Source organism: Streptomyces sp. NPDC058470 (genome assembly GCF_042721055.1).
Classification (GTDB): Bacteria; Actinomycetota; Actinomycetes; order Streptomycetales; family Streptomycetaceae; genus Streptomyces.
Genome location: NZ_JBHXMF010000009.1, coordinates 101,803 through 123,721 on the forward strand (window position 1 = coordinate 101,803; position 21,919 = coordinate 123,721).

Genomic DNA, 21,919 nt, shown 5'->3' on the forward strand with positions numbered 1-21,919 from the left:
CCCGCCACCCGACTACCCATCACCCGACAACTCGCTCCCCGTCCCCCGCCACCCGTCAGTCGTCACCCCACAACCCACGAGGATGAGGGAGGGAAAATGGCAGAGTCCGGCGACCGCGCGGTGGTCGGTGAGCCGCGCAGTCCGTGGTTGAGTACCGGCTTTGTCCTCGCCGCCGCGTTCATCGGCTTCATCGCCGTCATCGGGACAGTGCTCGCCGTCACCTCGGACACCTCCGCGAGCGGCGGCTCAGGCACGGCGGAGACACCCGCCGCCCGTGCCGCAGGCCTGCCGTCCGGATCCGTGACCGACGGCGCCGCGTGCCCCGAACTGGCCGACAACGAGCAGGACTTGCCCACGTCCGCCCCCGCGGACGTGACCTGGACCCTGTACGGCAGCGTCGCCCTCCCCTCCTCGAAGGAGGCGGGCCCGGCCGCAGCCGGCAAGGACGTGGCGCGCTGCTACGCGCACACCCCCGTCGGCGCCCTGCTGGCCACCAGCCAGATCAGCGTGCGCTATCTGGCCGCCGACGACTGGCTGAAGGTGACCCGCACCCAGACCGTGGGCGCGGGCCGCGACGCCTACATCACCGACCGGACCGAGGCGGAGGAGACGGCGACCTCGGCCGGGGACGGCGGCTCCCACGGGCAGATCGCCGGATTCAGGTTCGTCACCTACAACGACACCACCGCGGTCATCCAGACCGTGTGGCGGTTCCCGGACGGGCAGATGCAGGCCGCCACCACGACGGTGCTGTGGCAGGACGGGGACTGGCGGCTGGAGTACCCGGCCGACCCGGCCGACCCCGCCCCGGTCGACTCGCTCGCCGGATACACCCAGTGGGGAGGCGTCTGATGGCGGGCTGCGACTTCGGCTGGGTACCGCCCACGGTCGGCGGTTACTGCGTGGGGAACGGAACCGGGACGACGGCCCCGAAGGACCTCGGCGACACCGGGTTCGACGACATAGCCGAGAGCGCCGCGCAGGCGGCGAGCACCACCGTCAAGGCACTCGGCAGCGCCTGGATGGACCTGGGCAGTCCCGACCTGGGCGAGGACGGCGGCCCGGTGGCGTTCCTGCGCGGCTCCACGCTCTGGTTCACCACGTTCACCGCCGTACTGTGTCTGCTCGTCGCGGCCGGGCACCTCGCCTGGCAGCGCCGCGGCGAGCCCGCCCGGCAGGCCCTTCAGGGGCTGCTCAACCTGGTGGTCGTCTCCTCCGCCGGGGTCGCCACGGTCAATCTGCTGGCCGAGGCGGGAGACAAGTTCAGCGTCTGGATCATCGACAGGTCCACCGGCTGCCGGCAGATCAGCGCCACCGGCGAACCAGTGGCGAGCTGCGTGGCCGAGTTCGGGAAACGCACCTCGGCCATGCTGGCGCTGGGTGAGGCGGACTCGTCGTTCCTCGTCCTGATCATGGCCATTCTGGTGATCGCCGGCAGTGTGGCGCAGATCGCGCTGATGATCGTACGGATGGCCATGCTGGTGATCCTCACCGGCACGCTGCCGCTGGCGGCGGCGGCCAGCTCCACCGCCACCGGCCGGGTCTGGTTCCGCAGGTCCGTGGGCTGGCTGCTCGCCTTCGTGCTGTACAAACCGGCCGCGGCCGTCGTGTACGCGGCCGCGTTCTCGATGTCCGGCCAGACGCAGGACAACGACGTCGTCTCGATGGTCTCCGGCGTCGTCCTGATCGTCCTGGCCTGTTTCACGTTGCCCGCGCTGATGCGGTTCGCCGCCCCCGTCGTACAGGCGGCGGTGTCCGGGACGGGCCGTGCGGGAAGGGCGTCCGCCGGTGCCGGTGCCGGCGGCGCGGCCGTGGCCACCGGGGCGCTGCCGGTGCCCATGCTGCGTGGCCCGGCCGCCGGGCGGTCGGTGTCCGGGGCCGCCGTGAACCCGGACGGGACGGGAACCACCGGCGCGCGCGCCACCGCGGCCGCGAAGGCGGGCGGCCCGGTGCCGCCACGGGGCGCCGACGGGGCGCGCGGCGCACCGGACGGCGAGCAGACCGCGAGCGACGCCGCCCGGCCCGTACGTCCGGAGGACAGCGGAGAGACAGAGCCCGAGCCCCGGTGGGAGGCGACGGCGCCCGTGTTGTTGCCCGCCGGGCCGCACACCCACGACCAGCAGGAGGAGTCCCGTGGCAGTCACTGAAGCGACCCAACCCCGCACGTACGGCAACTTCCGCAAGCCCCGTACCTCCGGCCTGCGGGGTCTGTCCCTCGGGGCGACCCTGCTGCTGTTCGCCGGGCTGATCGCCGTCGTCCTGGCCACGCTGGTCTCCGTGTGGGCCGCACTGGTCCTGGGGCTGGTGCTGGTGACGGTGCTGGCCCCGCTGGCGCTGCGGGACCGGCACGGCCGCACCCTGATGCAGCGAGGCGCGGTCCGGCTGGCCTGGCGGCGCACCACCTCGTCCGGCGGCCATCAGTACCGCTCGGGTCCGCTGGGCCTGACCGGCTACGGCACCTGCCAACTCCCGGGCCTGGCGGCCGAGTCGACCCTGACGGAGGCGCGGGACGGCTACGGACGCCCGTTCGCCGTGATCACGATTCCGGCGACCGGCCACCACACCGTCGTCATCTCCTGCGACGCGGACGGAGCCGCCCTCGTCGACGAGCAGCAGGTCGACATCTGGGTGGCCCACTGGGGTCAGTGGCTGTCGGCCCTGGGCGCCGAGCCGGGCCTCGTCGCCGCGAGCGTCACCGTGGAGACGGCCCCCGACTCCGGCGTACGGCTCCAGCAGGAGATCGCGGCCAACGCCGTCCTCGGGGCCCCCGACCTGGCCAGGTCGATGCTGCGGGAGGTACTGGCCGCCTATCCCGCCGGTTCGGCGCAGATCGCCACGCGGATCGCGCTGACCTACTCCGGCGCCGCCCGCGAGGGCACATCCCGCCGCAGCGTCGAGGACATGGCGCTGCACATCGGCACCCGCCTGCCCGGTCTGACCGCCGGGCTGTCCATGACCGGCGCCGGCACGGCCGTGCCGATGACCGCGACCGAGCTCGCCGAGGCGGTACGCGTCGCCTACGACCCCACCGTGGCGTCCCTGGTGGAGGAGGCGCGCGGCTCCGGCGGCAGCGGGCTGACCTGGGACCAGGCCGGACCCATGGCGGCCCAGGAATCCTGGGACCACTACCGGCACGACGGGGTGTTCAGCGTGACCTGGGCCATGACGGAGGCTCCGCAGGGCGAGGTGTTCTCCAACGTCCTCACCGCCCTCGTACAGCCCAACCGCGACATCGCCCGCAAGCGGGTCACCCTGCTCTACCGCCCGCACACCCGGGCCGAGGGCGCCCGGGTCGTCCAACAGGACTACAAGAACGCCCTGTTCACCGCCCAGCAGTCGCAGGTCGGTCAGGCACGCGACGACGCGGAACTGACGGCGGCACGCAGGACCACCGAGGAACAGGCCCAGGGCCACGGGGTGATCCGCTTCGGACTGCTCATCACGGCGACCGTCAACTCCGCCGACGAACTGGCGACGGCCGCCGCCACCGTGGACAACCTGGCACCCGCCGCCCGCATCGCGGTGCGGCCCGTCTACGGCTCGCAGGCGGCGGCGTTCGCCGCGGCGCTGCCGCTGGGGCTGGTACTGCCGCTGCACACGGCGTTGCCGCAGACGGTGCGGGACTCGATGTAGATCGCGGCGCGCGCCTCGACCCAGAGCAACTCGATCCAGAGCAACTCGATCCAGGGCAACTCGATCCAGGACAACTCGATCCAGGACAACTCGATCCGGGAACAACTCGATTCAGTGCAGGGGAAGTTCAATGGCACGCACGACCAGGGAACCCCGAACGCCGCGCGCCACGTCCCGGGGCTGGCCCGGCCATGGCGGCGGCATGGTGGGGTACGTGGATCCCGCCCCGGAATGGCGCGGCACCTCGGTGCAGGTGTGCGGGCTGTGGCCGTTCGGCGCGGGTGCGGGGACGCCCATGGTCGGGGTGCCGCTGGGCCGCGACCTCGACTCGGGGGCCACGGTGTGCTGTGACCCCGTGTCGTGGTTCACGCGTACAGGCCTGCTGGCCAACCCCTCGATGTTCGTGCTGGGCCGCCCGGGCCTCGGCAAGTCGACGATCGTACGACGTATGGCACTTGGGCTCTCCGGCTACGGCGTTCACCCGCTGATCTTCGGCGACCTCAAGCCCGACTATGTGGACCTGATCAGGGCGATCGGCGGACAGGTCATCAGCCTGGGCAGAGGCCGCGGCAACCTCAACGTCCTGGACCCCGGCGCGTCGATCGAGGCCGCGTCCCGGCTCACCGGCGACGCACGTCACCGGCTCCTCGCCGACATCCACGGCCGCCGCCTCCACATGGTCTCCGCGCTGATCACCATCCTGCGCTCGGCACCGCCGACCGACCGCGAGGAGACGATCATCTCGGCGGCGCTGAACGTCCTCGACGACCGGCACGGACCGGGCGACATACCCGTACTCGGCGACCTGGTGCGGGTCATCAAGGAGGCCCCGGAGTCGGTGCGGGCGGTCGCCCTGGACCGTGGGGACATCACCCGCTACCAGGACATCACCGAGAACCTGGAGGCGTCGCTGACCGCGCTGCTCGGTGACGGCCGGCTGGGCGGCACCTTCGCCCAGCAGACCACCGAGCCGATGAAGCTCGACCGGCCGGTCTGCTTCGACATCAGCGGCATCGACGACAGCGAGGTCCTGCTCCAGGCCGCGGCGCTGCTGTCCTGCTGGTCCTACGGCTTCGGCGCGGTCTCCGCGGCGCACGTGCTCGCGGACGCGGGACTGGAGCCGCAGCGCAACTACTTCCTCGTCATGGACGAGTTGTGGCGGGTCCTCCAGGCGGGCCGGGGGCTCGTCGACCGGGTCAACGCCCTCACCCGCCTGGACCGGCAGCGCGGAGTCGGCCTGGCCATGATCACCCACAGCCTCGACGACCTGCTCGCCCTCCCCACCGAGGAGGACCGCACCAAGGCCAAGGGCTTCGTCGAACGCGCGGGCATGGTGATCTGCGCGGGCCTGCCCCCGGCCGAGATGCCGCAGCTCGCCCAGATCGTCGAGCTGACCGAGCCGGAGAAGCGTCTCCTGGTCGACTGGTCCACTCCACCCGCCTGGGACGGCGCCAACGGCCGCCGCACCGACCCGCCCGGCCTCGGCAACTTCCTGATCAAGGTCGGAAACCGCCCCGGCATCCCCCTGCACGTGGACCTGACGGCGGCGGAGCTGGAGGTCAACAACACGAACAAGAGGTGGAACAAGTAGGGGACGCGCTCTCAGTGCGGCGTCAACCCCGCTGCCAACGGGGCGGGGCGGGGCGGGGCCGCGCTGACGCAGCCGCCTGGCCCCGTTTCGCCCCGCTCCGTTTCGCCCCGCCCCGCCCCGCCCCGTTTCGTTTACACGGTGAATCTGACGGCCTGCAACCAGAGGGAGTTGTCCTGGGTGCCGCCCCAGATGAAGTTGCCGGGCGCCTGGCCGGTGGGCTGGTCGCACGCCAGGCCGCCCCAACGGCCGTTGACGGCCGCGTTCTGGCAGACCGCGCCGTCGCCCACGTTGATGACGAAGCCCAGGATGTACGGGTAGTCCGCCTTGGTGGAGCCGATGTAGTTGTCGACGCCGTCGGCCGAACCGTTCCAGGGGGCCTTCCATTCCTCGATGCGGACCCAGGCACTGGAGGCCGTGCCCTTCGTACCCGCCGTCGCCGTGTTGATCGACTTGATCTTCTGGCTCTCGCCCACCCGCCCGGCCGTGGTGCCGTCGCACACCGGCTTCTGCCAACCGTCCTGGCTGAGGTACAGGCGGTAGCAGATGTGCCGCCCGGGATCCCTCGCCGCCAGTTTCATGACGGCCTCCGCGGCGGTCTCCTTGTGGGGCTTGGGAGTTGCCGGCGCCTTCGCCTCTGCTGTCGCCTTGGGCCTCGCCGTTGTCTTCGGTTTCGGTTTCGGCTTCGCCGAGGTGGACGCGGAGGGAGAGGGGGAGCGTGACGGTGAGGGGGACAGGGATGGCGATGGGCTGGGGGAGGTGGAGTAGCTCGGTGTGAGTTCGATCGGTGCAGGGGGAGTGGTGCCGGTCTCGGTATCGGTCGCTGTGGAGTCGGAGGCCTGGTTCTGGCCGTCGTCGCTCCCCGAGCCGCTGCCGAGCATGACCAGCGGGACGACGATGACTGCCGCTGCGACCACGCCTGCTATTCCGACGCCCAGGGGGCGTTTGAGGAATGACGGCGGCTCGTATTCGTCGTCCGACTGGCGGAGGATCTTCTTCCGGAGGGGGGCCAGGCTGAGAGCCGGGCTGAGAGTGGGAGTTGGGATCCTCGGCCTTGGGGGCTTCGGGGCGATGGGTACCGGGTCATCGTCGTCGTCATTGTCATCTGTGTGGTCGTGGTCGTGGTCGTGGTCATGGTCGTGGGCATCGGCATCGGCATCGGTGTCGTCATCGTCGTCGTCGGAAAAGTCGGCGTACGCGGCAGGCTCATCGGACCTGATCGGACCGGTCGGCCCGGCGGACTCCGTAGGCGTGACAGCCCCGGTACCTCCGGCGGCGGAGTCTCCCTGGTGCTGCTGATCGATCAGCTTGCTGGAGCCGTCGGGGGCGACCTCGACGATGGCCACGTATCCCGCGGACGGGTCGGAAATGGCTGCTCTCACGGAGGCGTTGCGGTTGCGGGCGTATCCGTGGAGCGTGTCGAGGATCGCGACGTCGACCGATTCGCCGCCCATCACGGGTACGGGGATGCCGTCGATGGAGGCGGAGCCGTCGCCGGACACGACCACGGGGATGGGAGAGCTCTCGGCCGTTGCCCCTACGAGCCCCTGTGGGCCGGAATCCACCGCTTCACCGGGTACGAGGTACTCGCCCCCCGCGAACGGCCCGTCGTCCTCTTCTTCATCCAGGCTCATGCCCAGCCCCTCCTCACGTTGCCGCCCGTGTGGCCCCGATCCGGATGCTCGACGAACCCGGGCCGTCCAGCCAGAACACGGACACGGTCCCTGCACAACGCCGCAACGTGGGCAGAGGGGAAACAGTTCAATCCGCGGCCGCGACCGGCCCCACCGAGCCGCACAGTGAACCACTCGGCTCCCTTTCCCGTGGAGGTGGCGAGGCCGCCGATCCCCCCGGCGACCCTCCAGTCGGCACCGGACCCGGCGGCTCTCATCCCGCGCCGCCGGGTCCGGTCCTCTGGATACGGGGCCTACTGCGCCGCCGAGATGTCGTAGCCGTATCCGCCTCCACGCCGACGCCACGATCCGGAGCCGCAGCTGTGGGAATTCTGAGACGTATGGGACGGGCGGCACGGTGGGTCGGCCGGCAGATATGGCGTACGAAGGGCGTGTGGGGGCCGACGCTGGTCATGGGGGTGCTGGCATTCGCCGTGCTGGCATCGCCGGTCGGGCTGGGGTTGGCTCTGCCGTTGGCAGCCGCGCTGGGTGGTGGGGGAGGGGCGCTGGCAGGGTTACTCATGGGAATGAGGTGGAAGACCCGTCAGCTGCAGCAAAGGGCGGCGTTGCAGGCGCAGGCGGCCGAGAAGTCATCGACGCAGACGCAGACGCAGACGCAGAAGCAGACGCAGCTCACGGAACCTGGCACACAGGCGAAGGAGTCGAAGGACCCGGAGCAGTCGAAGGAGTCGAAGGACCCGGAGCAGTCGAAGGAGTTCGAGAAGTGGCAGTTCGAGCAGCGGCAGAGGTGGAACAGGCCTTCCCCGTCCACGTCTCCCGAGTCACGACACAATCAGGCGGAGGGCATGGGAACCGGTCGGTCGCAGTCGCCGCCGCTGACACCACCGCCCTCACGGCCTCCGACGCCCCCAGGACCCGTAACGACCCCTCACCCGACACGACCATCGTTTCCGACTCCGGCGCATTCGCCACGGATAGCCGGGATGATGCCCTCCGATTTCTCTCCTGGCGGTTCCGGCCCGGAGAGCGGCGCAGGCGAGCAGTCACCTGAACGGGGCCGCTCACGCATGCGCAAGAAACGAAGTTCCCGGAGCTGACGGCGGCGACCCTTCCCCGCATCGAGGTCAGTTCACCACCTGCTGCGTGACAACGATGTGCCCGTCGTCGGGATTGAGGCTGCCACCGAGCCGGTCGAAGGCTCCGTCGGTCAGGTCGAGACACTTGGGTTCCTGGGGCGTCTGCGTGAACGTACCCCGGTCGTTGATGCGCACCACCAAGGACTTGCCGTTGGCCACATTGGTGACCTGAACCATTGTCCCGAACGGTAGCTGCGGCGGCCGGCTCAGCGAAGTGGCGGCCGTGTCGGCGTTGTTGTCGTAGAGCTCACCGCTGGAGGTGAGGGTACCGGTCGGCTGAGGTCCGTAGTGCGTGGCCCAGCACTGGTCGCCGACGGGTTCGGCGGGGCTCTGGGCGGCGGGCCCGCTGGACGCGATCCATTTCTGGTTCGCGGCGCCGGTGCACGTCCAGATCTGCAGGCGTGTCTTGTTGGCGCTGAAGTTGTTCCGTACGTCCAGGCACTTGTTCGCGGCCGGATTGACGATGTCGTGGGCCCCGTTGACCACCCACTGCTGGTTGGGGCCGCCATGGCAGTCCCACAATTGGACCGCCGTCCCGTCGGCGGTACCGAAGTCCACGGCGTCCAGACACCTGCCGAGTATCCGCAGGGTCCCGTCACCCGGGTTCGACACACTCTGCGCGGCGTTCCCGAGACAGTCGTAGAGCTGAACGGGCGTGCCGTTGTCACTACTTGAGCGATCCGCGTCGACACACCTGCCGGCAAGGCCGGTGATCGGCCCCGCCGGCGCGGACGTCTCACCCGCCGGGCCCAGCCTGACCGGCCCGACGGCGAACAACGGGGCGGCAACGGCGGCCGCTACGGCACCCACCGTGAGCCCGACGCGAACGATCTGCCCGCGCGAGCGCCGTCCGAGGCGGGGGGTGGACATCAACGTGTACGTCACTCCTTGGTCCTGTGGCGAAGGCGAAGGCGGGTTCGTCTTTCGCGTACGGCCCCGGAACCGAAGCTCCTTCCAAGCGAATCCGCTTCCGGTCCATCGGTCGCTGTACGGGCGTGACGGCCCTCTTGACGACAAGGCCGCCCGAGCCTGGCCCGACTGACCTTGGGCAGCGCGTGGTCAGCGCTGACGGGGTGGCCGAACGGGGGGTCGGTGAAAGAGCCGCGGCCGCTTGATGCGGCGGCGCTGTCGGCGGAGGACACACTCGGGGCCCGCATCACGAGTTCCGCCGGGCTACGGATGCGCCCCTGCCCCCACGGCATGGGCCGGTTGCTTCAACCGCATTGCGCCTGCCATAGGCCGGCTGAAGGGGGTGCGCGGCCAACGCTGGGACTCCGCCCAAACTGTGCAGATCCCATATGGCTATCGAGACCTACCGGCTCACCCGGACGGGAAACGCGTCGGCCGCACTCCGCGGCGCACGGTCATGGCCGCTCCGGCCCTGGAACGGGTCGCTGACTCGCTGGTATGGGCTTCGCGTTGGTGCCCGTTGCCGCATTGGGGGTGGATCTCACATCCGCCCTTCCTGGGCAGGGCCGGGCAGCCGGCGATCGCGGGTGCCCCGCGATCGCGTGTCGACGGGTCTGCGACGGGCCGACACGCACCGCCGGACGCCCTCCTCATCCGAGTGGATCAGTTCGCCGAAGCGGTTTCGCTGTGCAGATCAGCGACCACGGGCGGGGCTGGGGCTGCGGTTCCCCTTGCTCTGCGTGTTGTTGCCCTGGGCGCCGTAGTAGCCGCGCTGGTCGTTCGTTTGGCTGCTCTGGTTGCCGTAGTAGCTGCCCTGGTTGGTGTTGCTGGCGGTGTAACCGCTGTTGGTGAAGTCGGAGTTGTTGCCCCCGCTCATTACCGAGGGGCCCAGCGGCTGAGGTTGCTGCCGGACGCGGAGGTACCACTCAGCGACTTGCTGGTAGTGCTCGTTGTTCTGGCCTATACCTGCGTGCTGGCCTGTCGTATGGCCGCCGTGGTCGGCCCACCATCGGGCGTATTCCCGGACGTCGGGTTCGTACGGGCTGAGGGGGTCAGGGGCTGTGCGCCCCCGCCCCCTACGGGTCGCCTGGCTCTCTGCCGTCTGATCCGTCCCGCTGACATTCAAGGCGGTAGTGGAATGGACCAGTGAGTCCATTTCATAAACAGGCTCGCTTTCTTCGTCCTTCAGCTTTTGAGGACCGGGGTCAGTTGTTGCGTGGTACATCGTGCTGACGCCGGTCGCGGCCCCGCCGAAAAAGGTCCCCGCTCCATCGACAATCCCGGTCTTGGGGTCATCCTGGTTTCCGACCCCGCCGTAGAGGTTCATTCCCCCCGAGGCGTACCGGACCAAGTCCGTGGCCACATTGGTCATGTCGACCGGATTGCCCGCCAGGTAGTTCTGGCCCTCCGTAACCAGCCCCTTGCCGCCAAGGAGGAACTGGCTGGCGATTCCAGCCCCTTTGACGACCTTCTTGCCCGTTTCGTTGGGTATCATGGCCGAGCCGCCCTGCAGCAAGGCGGGAACCGAATCGATCAAGGCCTTCGCGATGCGCCCCTTGTTCCGCGCGACCTTTTTACCCCAACCCTGCGCCGTTTCGTTCCAGCGCTGTACAAACCCCTTCTCTTTGTCGATCGCGTAGAACCCCGCGGCGTCCGGGTTTTGGACGTACGCGCCCACTTTGCCTTCCGGGAGATCAGGTGTTTTCCCCGGGACCGCTGATGTTGATGTTTTGGCCTTCCCCTTACTGTCGACCCTGACGGACTTGAAGGAGCTGGCGGTCGACCGGGCGCTCTGGTAGGAGCCTTGGGTGGCGTCTGAATCCGGTGAGCCTGTTGGGCGCGGCGGTGTGGTCATTTTCACCCTTCCTTCTGGGTGTGCGGTCGCTCCGTACGAGCCTGTGGCGGCGCTGCGTTCGGCACCGTCGACCGGATACGTCCTCCGGTTGAGAGGCACAACGCTCCCGACGGGGTTTCGGTTCACCAAGCTTCCCGCCTCAGTTGCCACGAGGAACTAGCCCAACTGCGGTGGGGGAAAAGCCGACTGCGGTTGATCAGTAGAGCTCGGAGCAGGGCGGGCTCCCCGCCGACGAGCTGATCGACAGGGCGTGGGGGACGACAGGCGTGCCAAGGTGAGTGGTTCGCCGCTGAGGCCGCGACCGGTAGCCGGTGTGAACCGCACGCGGCGTGTGCACGTGGTGTCGGCGCACGGACCGAACCGAAGCCGCCTGGAGAAAACGAGGCTGCCATGTCCACTGAGACCGCCGAGCTCACCGGAGCCGAGCAGGGCACCGCTCCCGCCGAGAAGGCCGACGCGCATACGGGAAGCGCGGCTCCACAGGAGCCGCCTCCGGCACCGCCCCCACCTGCCCCACCACGCTTCATCCTCTACATGGAGGGGCCTGCATACGCCCAGACGCTAAGGCAGTTGACCCTGTGGACCCACCACGTACTGCTGCCGGTCTACGGCAGGGAAGTCACCTCCTCGGCCCCTTGGTGCTCCCGCTGGTGGGAACACCCCGAAGCGGTTGCCCAACTCCACGGCCTGTGGCTGGCCTGGGCCGATCTGACCGGTCCCGGCTCCGGGATGAGCGGGCCCGCGAACTGGAACCGTGACCACCTGGGGCCGGTGATGAGCTCACTGCGAGACCCGATGGGCCCCTTCGCCGGCTGCAAGCCCGGTGGCCACCGGGCGAAGGAGACTCCCCCCGTCGACGCCATGGATCCGTTCGGGCCGCCGCCCGGACCGCCCCCACCGCCGCCCCCGCCGCCCGCTCAGACCTGACAGAGGCACCGCGGGCAACCGCCCAACGGAACGAGCGGATGTGCGTCCCACCCGCACATCCGCTCAGCCATGCCGCCCGACCGCCTCAGCTCTTCGGGAAGCTCCACTCATGGTCGTCGTTGGCGTTGCACTCGAACACAGTCGCTTTGGCGGTGACGGCCTGTTTGCTGGTCCTGGCCACGTCGAGGCACATGTCGCCGCTCTTCTGGTTGCGGACCCAGTACGTGCCGTTGGGGCGCTTGTCGAACCACCAGAGCTGGTTGTCCGCGTTGGGCCTGCAGTGGTACACGCTGACCGGGGTCGTCGCCAGGACGGTGCCGTAGTTCGGCAGGTCCAGGCAGAGGTTGGAGCTGACGTTGCGGATCAGGTAGAGGTCGGCTCCGGCGGTGCCGCCGCCCTTTGAGACCAGGTCCAGGGTCCAGTCCTGGTTGTCGCCGGTCGGTTTGCAGTCGTAGTCCTGGACCCGGGTGTCCACCCCGACCGAGCCCTCGCCCGGAAGATCGAGGCAGAAGCCGTACTTCTTGTTCTTGAGCAGCACCCGGCCCGTGGGGATGGCGGGAGAGCGAGTGGCCTTCGGGGCCGTCTTCGGGGCCGGCTTCGCTTTTGCCTTCGCCTTGGCCTTTGGTGTCGTTGTCGCCTTCGCCTTCGCCGTTGTCTTCGGTTTTGGTTCTGCCTTCGGTTTCGCCGAGGTGGATGCGGAGGGAGAGGGGGAGCGTGACGGTGAGGAGGACTGGGATGGCGATGGGATGGGGGAGGGGGAGTAGCTCGGTGTGAGTTCCAGTGGGGTCGGGGGAGTGGTGGAGGCGGCTGTGGAGGAGTCGGCGGCCTGGTTCTGACCGCCCTGGTCCTGGCCGCTCCCCGAGCCGCTGCCGAGCATGACCAGCGGGACGACGATGACTGCCGCTGCGACCACGCCTGCCACCCCTACGCCCAGGGGGCGTCTGAGGAACGGCGGGGGCTCGTACTCGTCGTCCGACTGACGCCGGATCTTCCTCCGTACGACAGGCTCCCTGTCGAGGCCCAAGCTGCGTGCGGGGGTTGGGACCCTCGGCCGTGCCGACTCCGGCGCGACGGCCACCGCGTCATCGTCGTCGCCATCGCCATCATCGACGTAGTCGTCGTGGCCGTCGTCGACATCGACGTCGGACAAGTCGGGGTATCCGGGCGGCCGTTCGGCCCTGGGCGGCCCCGCGTTCCCGGGGAAACCCGTGGGCGGGACGGGCCCCGTGAGCCCCGCTGGCCCGGCGGGTCCGGCGTCCTCGGTCGACTCCTCCTGGCGTTGTTCGATCAACTTGCTGGAGCCGTCGGGGGCGACCTCGACGATGGCCACGTATCCCGCGGACGGGTCGGAAATGGCTGCTCTCACGGAGGCGTTGCGGTTGCGGGCGTATCCGTGGAGCGTGTCGAGGATCGCGACGTCGACCGATTCGCCGCCCATCACGGGTACGGGGATGCCGTCGATGGAGGCGGAGCCGTCGCCGGAGACGACCACGGGGATGGTGGACGGGCCGGAGGATCTCCCCGCGAGAGCCCCCGGGCCGGGGGTCACGTGTTCCCCGGGTGCGGGGTGTCTCTCCCCCCGGATCGGCTCGCCCTCTTCTTCGCCCGGGCTCATGCCCACCCCTTTCCGACATTGCTGTCCGCGTGGCCTCGGTGCGGGGGCCGCCGCGGCCCGTGAGCGGCCACGGACAGCGCGGCACAGCGGCCCCCGCACCCCGCAACGGGTTCCGGAGGGGAACAGTTCAACTCCGGCCCTCATCAGGTACGGACCCGGAAGCGGAGTCGGCTCCGTCGTTCCGTGAACGGCGGTGAACCGTATGCCCGTTCAAGCCGTCGTGGGTGATGACGGCGACGGCAGCACCCCAATCTCCCTCGCGGCGGCGGTGTTCGAAAACCGGCCGTCACGGCCGACCCGACCTCCACAGCCGGTACCCACGTGCGGACCTCGTGCCCGAAAGGCCCCTGGAGGTTCCCTCAGGGACCCTTCCCGCCGGCATGCCAGGGCATCAACTCCCAGCATGGAAAGGCCCGTTACATGTAACGGAAGGGCAGGTTCCGTGCAACAGCGGAACCTCGAACCCATCTGGTCCCCTCGTTCAAGGTGTGAACACAGCCTACGAGAACACTGGACCCTTAACTGATTCCGTTCGATTCGCTGTGCTGGGGCCGGTCCGGGCATGGCGCGGTGGACGGGAACTGGACCTCGGTTCACCACAACAACGAGCCGTGCTGGGGGCGTTGCTCCTGCGGCGCGGGCGTCCCGTCACGGTCGGCGAGCTCGTCGGCGCCGTCTGGGGCGAGGAGCCGCCGGCGGCGGCCGTTTCCGTCCTGCGTACCTATGTGTCGCGGCTGCGCAAGGTGCTGGAGCCCGGCCGTGACGCGGGCGGCTCTCCGCAGGTGGTCATCTCGGCCGCGGACGGATACCTGGCCCACGTTCCCGAAGACGCCCTGGACCTGGGCGTGTTCGAGCAGCGGGTCGCCGAGGCCAAGCGGCTGCGCGCCGCGGGCCAGGAGCCCGCCGCGGCGGAACTGCTGCACGCCGCGCTCGACGAGTGGGAGGGCACGCCGCTGGCCGGAATCCCCGGCCCGCTGGCCGAGGCCGAGCGCTCCCGGCTGCACGAGGCGCGGCTGAACATCCTGGAGACCCGCTTCGACCTCGACGTCCGACTCGGCCGGCACAGCGACGTGATCGCCGAGCTGACCGCGCTGATCGGCGAGCATCCGCTGCGGGAGCAGCTCTGCCAGATGCTCATGCTGGCGCTCTACCGGTCCGGACGGCAGGCCGACGCACTGGCGGCCTACCGCAGGACGCGGCGCATCCTGGTGGCCGAGCTGGGCATCGAACCCGGCGCTGCCCTGCGGGAGTTGCACGAGCGCATCCTGGCGGCCGACGCGTCACTCGACCTCACCTCGTCGGAACAGGGAGCCGACCCGCCGACGGCCCCGGCCCCAGCCCCACCGATGGCCCTGGCCCCGTCCTCCGTACCGACGGCGGGCCCCGCGCAACTGCCCGCCGACCTGGCCACCTTCACCGGCCGCCGCGCCGAACTGGAGCAGGCCCAGGCCCTGTTGCCCGACGAAGGGAACTACCCCGCCACCGTGTTGATCAGCGCGATCGGCGGCATGGCCGGTATCGGCAAGACCACCCTGGCGGTGCATCTGGCGCACCGGATCGCCCACCGCTTCCCCGACGGACAGCTCTTCATCAACCTGCGCGGCTTCGACCCGACCGGCACGATCGTGCCGCCCGGCGAGGCCATCCGTACCTTCCTCGACGCGCTCGGTGTCCCCCCGCACCGGATACCCGCGGGTCTCGACGCCCAGGCGGCGCTGTACCGCAGCCTGCTCGCCGGCCGCCGGATACTGATCCTTCTCGACAACGCCCAGGACACCGACCAGGTCCGCCCCCTGCTGCCGGGCACCCCCGGCTGTCTGGTCATCGTCACCAGCCGCAACCAGCTCAGCGGCCTGGTCGTCAACGACGGGGCGCTGCCGCTGACCCTGAACCCGCTGGCGCCCGCCGAGGCACACGACTTCCTGGCCAACCGTCTCGGCGCCGGCCGGCTGGCGGCGGAGCCTGCGGCGACACACGAACTCATCGCACACTGCGCCCGGTTGCCGCTGGCCCTGGCCATCGTCGCCGCCCGCGCCGCCACCAACCCCGGCTTCCCGCTCAGCGCCGTCGCCACCGAACTGCGCGACAGCCACGGCAGCCTCGACGCCTTCGCCGGGGGCGACCTCACCAGCGACGTACGGGCCGTCTTCTCCTGGTCGTACGAGGCACTGTCCGCCCCCGCCGCACGACTGTTCCGGCTGCTCGGCCTGCACGCCGGGCCCGACATCACCGCGCCCGCCGCGGCCGCCCTCGCGGGGCTCCCGCTCCGTGAGACCCGCGCCCTGCTCGTCGAACTCACCCGCGCCCACCTGCTCGCCGAGCACCTGCTCGGCCGCTACACCCTGCACGACCTGCTGCGCGTCTACGCCGGGGAGCGCGCTCACGCCGAGGAGACACGGCAGGAACGGGACCGGGCCGTCGAGCGGCTTCTCGCCTGGTACCTGCACACCGCGGATGCCGCCTATCCGTTCCTCACCCCGCATCGCAGACGGGTGCCCCTCGAACCCCTGCCCCCCTTGTGCCGGCCGCTGGCGTTCACGACCCACGAGCAGGCCCTGAGCTGGTGCGAGGCCGAACGGACCCACCTCGTCGTCGCCGTGCACCAGGCCGCCGCATCCGGTCGGCCGGGCATCGCGTGGCGACTGACCGGCGCCCTGTGGGGGTTCTTCTACCTCCGCAGCCACCTGCACGACTGGCTCGACGTCGCGCGTACGGGCCTCGCCGCCGCCCGGTCCGCCCGTGACCGCAGGGGCGAGGCGTGGAGCCTCGGGGACGTGGCCGCCGCGCTGACGCAGATGCACCGGTTCGACGAGGCCATCGACCACCTCCGGCAGGCGATGGCCCTGTGGCGGGAGCTCGGGGACCCGCTCGGCAGATCCCACTGCCTCGGCAACCTGGGCAACACCTACCTGCAGACCGGCCGGCTCGACAAGGCCGTGGAGTACAGCCGGCGGGCGCTGGCCGTCCACCGGGTCATCGGCAGCGCGTGGTCGGAAGGCATCATGCTGGCCAACCTGGGCGACGCCTACCAGCGGCTCGGCCGGTTCGACGAGGCCGTCGACTGCCTGGAGCAGGCGCTGACCGTCCTGCGTACCATCGGCAACCGCTGGGTCGAAGGCGTCACACTCGACATCCTCGGTACGGTCCACCACCGGCTCGGGCGCCACGACGAGGCGCTGGACCACTACCGCCGGGCGCTGGAGACGCATCGCGACGTCGGCAACCGTTGGGGCGAGGGGCACACGCTCGGGCATGTCGGTGAGGTCCAACTGGCCTCCGGCAGCCTTGAGGCGGCCCGCACCACCTGGAACCAGGCGCTGTCGATCTTCGAGGATTTCGACCACCCCGACGCCGAGGAGATGCGCAAGCGAGTCGGCAGCCTGAACGAGTGCCTTCCCGGCCGCCCGCCCGGCGTACGGCCGGAACCCGCCGTCGGCCGGCCAGCGCATCGCACGACCGGAAGGTGAAGCCGGGCATGTCATTCCCCGAACCGACTCCCGCCCGCGCTGCCGCCGCACCCAGCCGCGTTGCTCTCGCCCGTGCCCGGATTCCCGCTCTCGCCGTCGGCGTACTCAGCCGCCCCGTTCCCGCCCGGATTCCCGCTCTCGCCGTCGGCGTACTCAGCCGCCCCGTTCCCGCCCGGATTCCCGCTCTCGCCGTCGGCGTACTCAGCCGCCCCGTTCCCGCGCGAACCCTCGACCTCGCCGGATCCACAGCCCGCCCTGGCCGCCGCCACCGGACAGCTCACATCCATGGCCGCCACCCGGCGCGCACCGCTCATCGGGGAAACCTCCACTCATGACGTCCCGTGACGCCGCCATGACCCTCGCCTTGGATCACCCTCGTCTTGGATCACGACGCGACGACGGGTCGCACCCCGAAACGGGAGAGAGGCGAAAACGGTTCAACTTTCCTCCCCGCCGCGCGATCTCGCCGGGCCGCCGCGCCCTTCACAGGCCGTACGGCGGCGCCACCGCGGCATTGAACTGTTCACCCCGGCCGCCCGTTGTCCCTCCTGTCGGTGTCTCCGCCCCATGAGAGAAGGGCACCATGGCCGATTCCACACCGGGTCCCCAGGCACCGAAGGTGCTGACCAAGCCGCGTCCGGCCCTCTCCGAGCAGAAGGAAGACGCGCTCTGGAAGCGCCGCGCGAAGGATGTGATCAACGAGAACCTGGGGAAGACTTCGCGTTGGCGTGCCTTGTGGAACTACCTGAAACGGTTGTGGTCACCGCGGAAGGAGTCCGGTTCCTCGGCCGGTGAAGGGGTGTCTCAGGAGCACTCCGGCGGCCTTTCCGGTCCGGCTGACGCAGACGCGCCCGCCGCCGAGCGTCCGGCCGGCAAGGCGGAACAGCGCAAGCGCAAGTTCTCGATGGCGGACGTCGAGAACCTCTCGATCGAGGATGCCGAAAAGCTCACCGCCCAGGTGCTGGACCTGATCGTGAAATCACCCCCACTGCAGGATGCGTACGAGAAGCGCCAGTTGCCGGTGCTCGAGAGGCTGCTCGAGAAGACCGACCCCACGAAAGCAGGCGCGAAGACCGCTGCCGAAGGGGGCGAGCGGGTCGCGCCCAAGGAGGCCGAGCCGGGATCGCGCGAGCCGTCGGCCGATGCCGCGAAGAAGTACGAGCGGGGTCCGGTGCCGAAAGTCGGGGACCTGGGCGCCCCCCAGCGTTCCCGTAATGATTTGACGGTGGCCAGGGAACCCACGCCGGGTCCGGAGTCGGCGGCCGATTTCGCGTTTCTCAGCGGGGCGACACTGGTTGCCTCCCAGTTGCGGGAGTCGCTGGAATTCCTGGAACGGAACGGCCCGGAGCGCACTCGTACCGGAACCCTCGGTGACGGCGGCAGTCAGGAGCCCGTGTCCCCAGTGTCGGAACGGAGTCGGAGCGTCTCCCGGTCGCCCTCGCAGAAGCGCCGCTGACACCGCCCGCCCCGCGAGCCGACGGCACGGGCCGCGATCGTGTTCCGCCACGTGGTGTAGCCGATCAAGTAAGCGGAACGCCCAGGTCGTGGCGCTGATCGCCTTTGCCGGTGGCTCTGTCGGGGCTTAGGGAACCGGGACCGGCGATGACGGCCTGGCGGTCCAGGACGAGAGGTGCTCGCCGGACCCGGACCGGAGGTGACAGGTCATGATCGGCTACACCACGGCAGGGGACGCGGCACGGGCCGCACCGTTCTTCCGGTGCGGCCCGCCCTTGTTTCTGCTGCTGCCCACCCGTCAATGACCGCCGACGAGGGACAACCCCGGCTCAGTGCGCCGCACGGTAGGCGTTGCCGCCGGCGTTCGCGGACGTGCCGTTGTAGAGGCCGGTCGGGCTGGTCTGGGTGGAGAGGGCGAACCAGGCGTAGCGCTCCACGAAGTCCAGGCCGTCCAGCATGGTGGTCGACGACTGGATGAAGGCGGCCTGTTCCTGGTCGCTGGGGTAGCGGGGGGCGCCCTGGGACCAGTCGATGAGGGCGTACTCCGTCAGCCAGATCGGCTTGTGGTAGCGGTCGTGAACGCGCTGGAGATAGTCGGCGAGCTGGCCTGCGGCGGCGGGGCCGAAGTCGGCGCCGTACCAGTGCACGGGGATGAAGTCGACGCGCAGTCCGCGTTGGGCGGCTCCCTGCATGAAGCGGTCCAGCCAGCCGCCGGGGACGTCGGCCCCGGTGGCGACGGCCGGGGCGCCCATGCGCAGGCCGGTGCTCTGCAGCCGTGGCCACAGGTCCAGGGCCTGCTCGGGGCTCATGTTGGCCTGGCTGGGCGAGTCCGGCTCGTTGAAGCCGAGCAGGTTCTTGCCCTCTCGGGCGGCGTTGCCCAGTTCGGTGTCGGTGACCGAGCCGGGACCCCAGATCGTCGGGACGAACTCGGCACCGGCCGGCTTGGCGACCTCGCCGGTGGTGGAGGCCCAGTTGTGGTACCAGGTCGAACCGGAGTCGGCCAGCGCCTCGGCCGTGCCGGGGAAGGGGTTGAGGGCGACGCCCTTGTGCGGGCCGGACGGGGCGTTGTCGGTGTTGCGCTGGGCGACGGTGGGGACGGGGACGGGGCTTCCGGCGCCGGCGGAGCCGTGGAAGGCGACGGTCAGGCCGCTGCAACTGCTGCACTGACGTACGGTCTGGTTCCCCGGCTCGGTGTCCTGCTTGGACCACGCGTACGCCTTGGGGCACTGCTGGTTGATCGCGTTGCTGTAGGCGGTCTTCGCGTCCCGGTTCGGGTTGACGCACACCAACGGCTTGTTCGTGCCCTGCTCCCTCGTCAGGTTCTCCGGCGGGCAGACGGACAGCAGATCACCGGGGCAGCCCATCTCGGCGCACGCGCCGCCGTTCTCGGGGGGCGCCACATCATCGGGAGTGATGGTGATGGGCACCGAGACGGCGTTGACGTAGCTGACGTTGTACCAGGGCGCCAGTGCGTCGGCCGTGTCGAAGTTGAACTCGGCGAGGCTGGCGGGCTGTTCACCGACGGAGCATCGGTCGGCGAACGGTCCGCAGTCGCCGACGGCGCAGTGGAACGTACTGCCTACCTCACCGCTGCAACCCTGCCGGGCGAAGAACTTGCCGCGCCAGTGCCCGGCCCCCGAGCGCTCGGGAACGGTGATGGTGGCGGACTGGCTGGGGTCCAGCGTCGGCAGCCCGGCGAGCGGCGTCGAGCCGTCGGCGTTGACCGTGGCGCCGACCCAGATGCGGCTGTCCGTCTGGTTCTGGAAGGTGACGGTGTGCTCGGCGGCGGCCGCCGCCTCGGTGAAGCCGTCAGCGGAGTTGCCGGAACGGGCCTGGAACACCGCGGCTGTGGCTGACACGCCGACAACAACCATTAAGAAGGCGAAGAGAAGTGCCCGTACACGCATACAACATGCCTCTCCAGTCGGGCTTGCGTCGGATCGGCGACCCAGTGATCGCCTGCGCAGGCACGACGGATGTACGCAACGGAAGGTTCACCACGCGCCGACCCGCGAGGAAGGGTGTCGCTTACTTCCCCGACTTCCCCAGGGCGGCGATCTCCACGGACAGCAGAAGACGCTGTGCCGGGTCACGGAGCGAGAGGCCGAAGGTCTGCTCGGCCCTGCGCAACCGCTGCCGGAGGGTGTTCTGGTGGATGTGCAGCGCCGCGCTGGCCGGTACGACCTCGCCGAAGTGCCGTAGATACGCGCCGAGTGTCGCGAGGTAGTCGGTGCCGTGCTCCGCATCGTGCGCCGCGATGCGTTCGGCGGTCCCGGTCCGCAGGTCGGCGTTGTCGCGCACGGTGGCCAGCAGGCGTCGCAGCACCAGCTCGGCGTGCAGTTCGTGGGTGCGATAGACGCCGGGTGCCGCGCGTTCGTCGTGGAGGTGGTCGAGCGCGGCGTCGATGTCCTGGCGCGCCTCGCGCAGACCGGCCGGGGAGGCGACGTCGCCTGAGCGCACCAGCGTGTAGGTCCGGCCCAGCGACCGGCGTGCGCGGTCCATGAGGTGGTCGAGCAGGTGGTCCACCGGGACGGAGGCGGGGGACGCGGTCGGCAGCAGGGCGTAGAGCCGGTCGCCGATGAGGGTGGCGACCGGCTGGTGCCCGAGCGACCTTCCGTCCAGGGCGATCAGGTCGAGCATCCTCATCAGGTCGGCGCGCAGCCGCATGTCCTCGTCCACCTCCCCGGCGGTTGCCTGGTGGAGGGGCCGGGACGATTCGGCCAGGCCGAGCAGGACGGCGGGCAGCCGGATCCCGGTCCGGTGGTCCGGCGCCGCGCCTGTCTCGAGGGCGGACCGCAGCGCGCGGTTGCGGCTGTCCCGGTCGTCGTCTGCCTGCCTGCGCAGCGTGAGCATGTGTGGCGCCGCGACCGCGGCCGCTTCGCGCAAGGTCGCCTCGTGGTCGTCGGCCGGCGGCCGGTCGGCGTCGGCGAACGCCACCCACAGCGAGCCGAGCACGTCCTGGCCGGCCCTGATCACCACGGCCAGCCGTGGCAGGTCGCCGGGCCTGTTGTGCCGGATCACCGCGTCGCTGCCCCACAGTTCCCTGTCCAGGTGGTCGGCCACGGCGTCCTTCGGTACCCGGCGGCCCAGGATCCCGCGCCTGCGGGTCTCGTCGATGGGCTGGTCCGGCAGGTTGGAGTAGGCCACCAGGACCTGCTGGGTGTCCATGATCGCGACAGCGCCGCCGACGATCGTGGCGACCGCGTTGGCCAGGGCGAACAGGTCACCGCCGGGGAGTCGGCGATCGCGGGCCTCCGGGTCGCCGGGGCGTGCGGCGAGCAGCGCGGCCACCAGGTGCTGGATACGGGTCCAGGGCACCCGCGGGTCCACCGCCAGCACGGTGACTCCCTGCTCCGTCGCCCGTTCCACGAAGGCGGTGGGCGCGGGGAGCGCGCACTTCACGGCAAGAACACTCCGGTGATCGGCGGCGGTGCGCAGTGCGGCTCTGCCTGCCGTGTCATCGGCCGGATCGAGTCCCACGGCGAGCAGCAACTGCGCGGGCGGCAGGTCACCGGCCGCCTCCGGGCAGTCGAGGAGTTCGACCCCCGCCACGGCCTGCGCCCGGGGACCGCCGCCCGCAAGCACGGTCACCACGTCCTCAGGCATCGAGGTGACCAGCTGGGTCAACGGCAGCGACGCCATCCGTCCTCCTCACATCCGCACGGGTTCGCGTGGTGTTGGGTCCGGCACTCACACCGGT

At 70.3% G+C, this 21,919-nt stretch carries 15 protein-coding genes; 7 read left to right on the forward strand and 8 right to left on the reverse strand.

Translation table 11 applies throughout. The features are described 5' to 3' along the window. Positions 1–96: 96 nt before the first annotated feature. From ACFWP7_RS09375 to ACFWP7_RS09390, 4 genes are all read left to right on the forward strand, one after another. The gene (locus ACFWP7_RS09375; RefSeq protein ID WP_384378506.1) at positions 97–852 is read left to right on the forward strand and encodes a hypothetical protein; all 756 of its coding nucleotides are present in this window, start codon (positions 97–99) and stop codon (positions 850–852) included. Then, on the forward strand, positions 852–2,147 hold the full coding sequence (locus ACFWP7_RS09380; protein WP_384378509.1) for a hypothetical protein: 1,296 nt from the start codon (positions 852–854) through the stop codon (positions 2,145–2,147). The genes ACFWP7_RS09375 and ACFWP7_RS09380 overlap by 1 nt, the downstream gene beginning before the upstream one ends. Further along, the gene (locus ACFWP7_RS09385; protein ID WP_384378512.1) at positions 2,134–3,633 is read left to right on the forward strand and encodes an SCO6880 family protein; all 1,500 of its coding nucleotides are present in this window, start codon (positions 2,134–2,136) and stop codon (positions 3,631–3,633) included. Before ACFWP7_RS09380 ends, ACFWP7_RS09385 begins: the two co-directional genes overlap by 14 nt. A gap of 130 nt (positions 3,634–3,763) precedes the next feature. After that, complete coding sequence (locus ACFWP7_RS09390; protein ID WP_384378516.1) at positions 3,764–5,224, forward strand: ATP/GTP-binding protein; 1,461 nt, start codon at positions 3,764–3,766, stop codon at positions 5,222–5,224. A 131-nt stretch (positions 5,225–5,355) separates the two neighbouring features. On the opposite strand, the gene ACFWP7_RS09395 is transcribed toward ACFWP7_RS09390, so the two are convergent. The 4 genes from ACFWP7_RS09395 to ACFWP7_RS09410 form a co-directional block, all read right to left on the reverse strand. Continuing rightward, on the reverse strand, positions 5,356–6,855 hold the full coding sequence (locus ACFWP7_RS09395) for a hypothetical protein (protein WP_384378519.1): 1,500 nt from the start codon (positions 6,853–6,855) through the stop codon (positions 5,356–5,358). Between the two features lie 583 nt (positions 6,856–7,438). Next, positions 7,439–7,666, reverse strand: a complete 228-nt coding sequence (locus ACFWP7_RS09400) for a hypothetical protein (RefSeq protein WP_384378522.1) — start codon at positions 7,664–7,666, stop codon at positions 7,439–7,441. A 313-nt stretch (positions 7,667–7,979) separates the two neighbouring features. Beyond that, positions 7,980–8,861, reverse strand: a complete 882-nt coding sequence (locus ACFWP7_RS09405) for a ricin-type beta-trefoil lectin domain protein (protein ID WP_384378525.1) — start codon at positions 8,859–8,861, stop codon at positions 7,980–7,982. A 733-nt stretch (positions 8,862–9,594) separates the two neighbouring features. Further along, positions 9,595–10,755 (reverse strand): hypothetical protein, encoded by a 1,161-nt coding sequence (locus tag ACFWP7_RS09410; RefSeq protein ID WP_384378528.1) that lies wholly within the window; start codon positions 10,753–10,755, stop codon positions 9,595–9,597. 534 nt (positions 10,756–11,289) lie between these two features. Here ACFWP7_RS09410 and ACFWP7_RS09415 point away from each other — a divergent pair. Then, on the forward strand, positions 11,290–11,682 hold the full coding sequence (locus ACFWP7_RS09415) for a DUF4913 domain-containing protein (RefSeq protein ID WP_384378691.1): 393 nt from the start codon (positions 11,290–11,292) through the stop codon (positions 11,680–11,682). 85 nt (positions 11,683–11,767) lie between these two features. On the opposite strand, the gene ACFWP7_RS09420 is transcribed toward ACFWP7_RS09415, so the two are convergent. Then, entirely contained in the window at positions 11,768–13,297 is a 1,530-nt protein-coding gene (locus tag ACFWP7_RS09420; RefSeq protein ID WP_384378531.1) for an RICIN domain-containing protein, read from the reverse strand. Between the two features lie 542 nt (positions 13,298–13,839). Here ACFWP7_RS09420 and ACFWP7_RS09425 point away from each other — a divergent pair. Next, the gene (locus tag ACFWP7_RS09425; protein WP_384378534.1) at positions 13,840–16,764 is read left to right on the forward strand and encodes a tetratricopeptide repeat protein; all 2,925 of its coding nucleotides are present in this window, start codon (positions 13,840–13,842) and stop codon (positions 16,762–16,764) included. Positions 16,765–16,775: 11 nt separating this feature from the next. Here ACFWP7_RS09425 and ACFWP7_RS09430 read toward each other — a convergent pair whose 3' ends face one another. After that, on the reverse strand, positions 16,776–17,078 hold the full coding sequence (locus ACFWP7_RS09430) for a hypothetical protein (RefSeq protein ID WP_384378537.1): 303 nt from the start codon (positions 17,076–17,078) through the stop codon (positions 16,776–16,778). Between the two features lie 305 nt (positions 17,079–17,383). Here ACFWP7_RS09430 and ACFWP7_RS09435 point away from each other — a divergent pair, with 305 nt between their 5' ends. Next, the gene (locus tag ACFWP7_RS09435) at positions 17,384–18,220 is read left to right on the forward strand and encodes a hypothetical protein (protein WP_384378539.1); all 837 of its coding nucleotides are present in this window, start codon (positions 17,384–17,386) and stop codon (positions 18,218–18,220) included. 328 nt (positions 18,221–18,548) lie between these two features. Here ACFWP7_RS09435 and ACFWP7_RS09440 read toward each other — a convergent pair whose 3' ends face one another. Continuing rightward, positions 18,549–20,078: a glycosyl hydrolase gene (locus tag ACFWP7_RS09440; protein WP_384378542.1), complete on the reverse strand. Its 1,530-nt coding sequence runs from the start codon at positions 20,076–20,078 to the stop codon at positions 18,549–18,551. A gap of 169 nt (positions 20,079–20,247) precedes the next feature. Further along, positions 20,248–21,861 carry a PucR family transcriptional regulator gene (locus ACFWP7_RS09445; RefSeq protein ID WP_384378545.1) on the reverse strand — a complete coding sequence of 538 codons (1,614 nt, stop codon included), beginning with the start codon at positions 21,859–21,861 and terminating at the stop codon, positions 20,248–20,250. Between the last annotated feature and the right edge of the window lie 58 nt (positions 21,862–21,919).